This is a genomic window from Acidovorax sp. KNOB132 (assembly GCF_057541515.1).
In genome coordinates, this window is the sequence record NZ_BAAJYT010000270.1 from 1 (window position 1) to 4,655 (window position 4,655).

The following is a 4,655-nucleotide window of genomic DNA, read 5'->3' on the forward strand; positions in this document are numbered from 1 at the left end:
GCTGGCGCGCGCGCACGGCGGCGATCACGTCCAGTCCGTCGCCGTCGCCCGGGCCGTCGCGGCGGGCGTACAGGTCGATCCAGTCCGCGAAGATGCTGCCGGTGCTGTAGAACTTGCGGCCGTTGACCACCCAGCGCCCGTCCGCCTTTGGCGTCACGCGCGTGATCACATCGCCGATGGCCACGTTGCCCACTTCGGTCCAGGCGTTGCCGGCCAGGTCGCCTTCGGAAAATCGCCGCAACCACACGATGTTGGCCGCGTCACGCGGCGCGTTCAGGCGGTCTTCGACGAAGGCGAAGTGCCCGCGCAGCGCCTGCACGATGTTGGAGTCGGCCTCGGCCAGCTCCACCAGCAGCTGAAAGAGTTGCGGCAGCGTGGCGCCGTCGCCGCCGTGCTCCACGGGCACGCGCAGGGCGCCGAAGTGTGCGTCCTTGAGCCACTGGATGGCGTCGTGGCCCAGCTGGCGCTGCTGCTCGCGCTGCAGCGCCGTGGCCTGGATGCGCGCAAAGATGGGGCGGTATTTTTCGGCAATGGCTTCGTAGCCGGGGCCGAGGATGGAAGGGGTGCGGTAGAGGTCGGTCATGGCGTCGCTCCGGGTGGGGTGAAGAAGGGGGCGGGTCAGTCGTCGATGCTCTGGCGCACCTTCACGTTCTTTTCCTTGGCATAGGCCAGGGACGACTTTTCGATGATCGGGCGCAGCAGCTTCCAGTCCGGCGCGATCCAGTCGGAGACGACCTTCCACTGCGTGCCGTCCCACTGCTGGAAGGCCACCCGGCCGTCGCCTTCGTGGTTGTCCCAGGTCACATGGATGGAATGGAACAGGCCCTTGGCGCCCAGGGCGGCGGCGCGGGCTTCGTCGATCTTCAGGTTCTCCAGGCCCCAGCGCACTTCGTCGCCGGTGAGGGTGCGCTTGCCGAACTTCGCCTGCGCGATGCGGATGGCCTCGACGTTCAGAATGCCGTTGAGCACGCCCAGGTTGTGGTACACGCTGCCGATGCGTTTTTTTGTCCTGCAGGTTGCCCTTGCCGGCGTCGTACACGGTCTTCACGATGTCCTGCAGCACGGGGTATTGCGTGCCGGGCGCCACCGAGGTGATGGCGACGTAGCCCTTGGCGGCGTCGCCCGCGGGGATCACGTCTTCCTCGGAGTTGGACCAGATGTTGCCCACGATGCGGTCGGCCGGAAAGCCGGTCTTCTGCGCGGTCTTGAGCGCCACCGGGTTCATCACGCCCCAGCCGCGCAGCACCACGAAGTCGGGCTTGGCACGGCGGATGGTCAGCCACTGCGATTGCTGTTCGTTGCCGGGGTGCGGTACCTCGATCTGCTGCACCGTGAAGCCGTACTGCTTGGCCAGCAATTCATAGATTGGAATGGTCTCCTTGCCATAGGGCGAGCCGTGGTACAGCACCACGATCTTCTTGCCCTTGAGCTTCTCCGTGCCACCGGCCTTGGTGCCCAGGTAGTTCACGATCCCCGAGGTCTCGCTGTACGGGTTGACCAGCAGCGGGAAGATGTACTTGAACACGCGCCCGTCGGTGGTGTCGGTGCGGCCGTGGTTGATGGTGAGCAGCGGCACCTTGTCGGCCGTCACCCGGTCGATCAGCGCGTAGGCGATGCCCACTGACAGCGGGTTCCACGCGGCGATGCCGGGGCGGGTCTTGAGGCGCTCGTACACCTCCACGCCGCGCTCCACCTCGTACTGCGTCTCGCCTTCTTCCCACGTCAGCTTGACGCCGCCCACGCCGCCGTCGCGTGTGTTGACGAGGTTCAGGTAGTCGATGAAGCCGCCGAAAAACCCCGTGCCACCGGCAGCGTAGGGGCCGACGCGGTAGCTCTGCAGCGGAAAGAACTGTTCCTGCGGTTTGGCGGCCTGGGCCTGGGCGGCCTGCAGCCCGGCGAGCGCCAGCGCGGCGGCCAGCAAGGCGGTTTTGAAATGGCGAACGAGGGACATGCGATGCGCTCCTGTGGAGAGAAAGGAAGAGGGAAATGGCGGGGTGCGGGAAAGGGGCTGGTCAAGCGCCCTGCGGGGGCGGCGGCCGCGTGCGCTGCAGCCGGGCGACCGCCCGCTCCCACAGCGCCGCCAGCCCGCGCGGCTCGGCGATGAGAAAGCCCACGATGAGCGCGCCCAGGGCGATGCGCTGGCACAGCTCCAGCACGCCCGAGTCGAACCACTGGCCCAGCAGCAGGCTGCCCAGGCGCGAGAGCAGCAGCGGGAACACGACGATCAGCGCCGCGCCCAGGAAGGCGCCGCGCAGCGTGGCCAGGCCGCCGATGATGATGATGAAAAGGATCTGGAACGAGCGGTCGAGGTTGAAGCCCGCCGGCTCCACCGTGCGCAGGTAGACGAAGCCCCACAGCACGCCCGCCACGCCGATCACGAAGGAAGACAGCGCAAAGGCCAGCAGCTTGGCGCGCAGCACCGGCACGCCGATCACGCGGGCGGCCAGCTCGTTGTCGCGCACGGCGATGAAATGGTGGCCGGTGGGCGTGCGCGTCACACGCCAGACCAGCGCGGTCAGCACGGCCACCACGGTCAGCGCGAAGAGGTAGCGGCCTGTGGGCGTGCCGAAGGCCACGCCTGCCACGGCGATGGGCGGTGCGTCGATCACGCCCGAGGGGTTGTGGTTGCTGAACCAGCCGAACTTCGTCAGGGCCCACTGCACGAAGAACTGCGCTGCCAGGGTCGATACGGCCAGGTAGAAGCCACGCAGCCGCAGGCTGGGCAGGCCGAACACCACGCCCACCACCGTGGCGGCCACGCCGCCCAGCGCCATGGCCGCCAGCAGCGGCAGGCCCTCGACGCGCAACTGGAAGTTGTAGGCCGCATAGGCGCCCACCGCCATGAACGCGGCCGAGCCCAGCGAGAGCTGGCCCGCGTAGCCGGTCAGCAGGTTCAGCCCCACGGCGGCCAGCGACAGGGTGAGGAAGGGAATCAGCAGCGCGTCGAACACGTAGTCGGTGGCGAGCAGCGGCACCACGCCGTAGGCCAATGCCAGCGCGATGGCGGGCGTGGCCCACAGGGGCCAGGGGGTGCGATGGGTGCCGGGTTGAAGGGTGGGGGTTGCCATGGCGTCAGGCCCTTTCCACCGGCCGCTGCCCGAACAGGCCGCCAGGCCGCACCAGCAGGAACAGCAGCGCGGCGGCGTAGGCGAACCAGCTTTCGATGCCGCCGCCCACGTAGGCGCCCAGGTACACCTCGGCCAGCTTTTCCAGCGCGCCGATGATGAGCCCGCCCACGATGGCGCCCAGGATGGAGTCGAAGCCACCCAGCACCAGCACCGGCAGGGCCTTGAGTACCACCAGCGACAGCGAGAACTGCACGCCCAGCCGCGCACCCCACAGCAGCCCGGCCACCAGCGCGATCACGCCGGCGGCGGACCACACGGTGGCCCAGATCACCGGCAGGCGCAGGCCCACAGCCAGGGCGGCGAAGGTGTCGTCGGCCACCGCGCGAAAGGCCAGGCCCACGCGGGTGTAGCGAAAGAACGCAGACAGCACCGCAACCATGACCGCCGCCACGCCGGCCGCGAACAGGTCGAAAGTGGAGACCAGCACGCCCGCGATCTCGATGGGCGCATCGGAAACGCCCAGCTCCAGCGAATGCACCTGCGTGCCCCACACCAGCTGGGCCACGCCCTCGATCACGTACGACAGCCCCAGCGTGGCCATGAACAGCGTGATGGGCGGCTGGTTGACCAGCGGGCGCAGCACCACGCGTTCGATGGCCAGGCCCAGCGCCACCATCAGCGCGAAGGTGATCGCCAATGCCAGTGCGAACGGCAGGCCGCGCTCGACCAGGCTCACGAAGGTCAGCGCCGCGAACAGCAGTTGCGCGCCCTGCGCGAAGTTGAGCACGCCCGAGGTCTTGTAGATCAGCACGAAGCCGATGGCCACCAGCGAATACATCACGCCGGACAGCAGCCCGCCGATCAGCACCTCGGCAAGGAAGGCGAAGTCGAAGCCTTCCATCACCGCGCCTCCGTGGGCGGTGTGGAGGCTTCCTCATCGTGCGCCACGCCCAGGTAGGCGTCGATCACGGCCGGGTCCTCGCGCACCTCGGCGGGCGTGCCGTCGGCGATCTTGCGGCCGTAATCCAGCACCGCCACGCGGTCCGACAGGCCCAGCACGATGCCGATGTCGTGCTCGATCAGCACCACCGCCGCGCCGTGCCGGTCACGCGCGGCGCGGATGAGCGCGGCCATCTCGCTCTTCTCGCCCGCGGTGGTGCCGGCCAGGGGTTCGTCCAGCAGCAACAGGCGCGGGCGTGCCACCAGCGCGCGCGCCAGCTCCACGCGCTTTTGCAGGCCGTAGGGCAGGCCGCCGGCCAGCCGGTCCTGCACGCTGCCCAGCCCCAGGAAGTCGATGGCCTCGCGCGCCTGTTCGCGCGCATCGCGCCACTCGCGGCGCGCCCGGCCCCAGCCCAGCACCTGCTCGGCAAAGCTGGCGCGGGCGGCGTGCACGCGGCCCAGGGCGATGTTGTCGCGCACGGAGAGGCCCTTGAACAGCGCCAGGTTCTGGAAGGTGCGCGCCACGCCCAGGTGCGCCAGCCGGGGCGTGGGCACCTGGGCGAAGGAATCGCCGCCGATGCGCACGCGGCCGGCGTCGGGGCGGTACAGGCCGCTGATGATGTTGACCAGCGAGCTCTTGCCCGCGCC

The 4,655-nt window shown here is 69.2% G+C and carries 4 protein-coding genes and 1 pseudogene; all 5 read right to left on the reverse strand.

Going from position 1 to position 4,655, the window contains the following annotated elements:
* A partial coding sequence (locus tag AC27IO_RS20645) for an acyl-CoA dehydrogenase family protein (protein WP_498740517.1) occupies window positions 1-583 on the reverse strand: 583 nt, incomplete at its 3' end.
* Window positions 584-618: 35 nt separating this feature from the next.
* A pseudogene (locus AC27IO_RS20650) lies at window positions 619-1,951 on the reverse strand (ABC transporter substrate-binding protein).
* A gap of 61 nt (window positions 1,952-2,012) precedes the next feature.
* Complete coding sequence (locus AC27IO_RS20655) at window positions 2,013-3,068, reverse strand: branched-chain amino acid ABC transporter permease (protein WP_498740518.1); 1,056 nt, start codon at window positions 3,066-3,068, stop codon at window positions 2,013-2,015.
* A 4-nt stretch (window positions 3,069-3,072) separates the two neighbouring features.
* A complete protein-coding gene (locus tag AC27IO_RS20660; protein WP_284424463.1) occupies window positions 3,073-3,969 on the reverse strand; it encodes a branched-chain amino acid ABC transporter permease in 897 nt (298 codons plus the stop codon).
* Window positions 3,969-4,655 (reverse strand): ABC transporter ATP-binding protein (locus AC27IO_RS20665; RefSeq protein WP_498740519.1); only part of this gene is annotated, 687 nt, incomplete at its 5' end. The genes AC27IO_RS20660 and AC27IO_RS20665, both read right to left, overlap by 1 nt.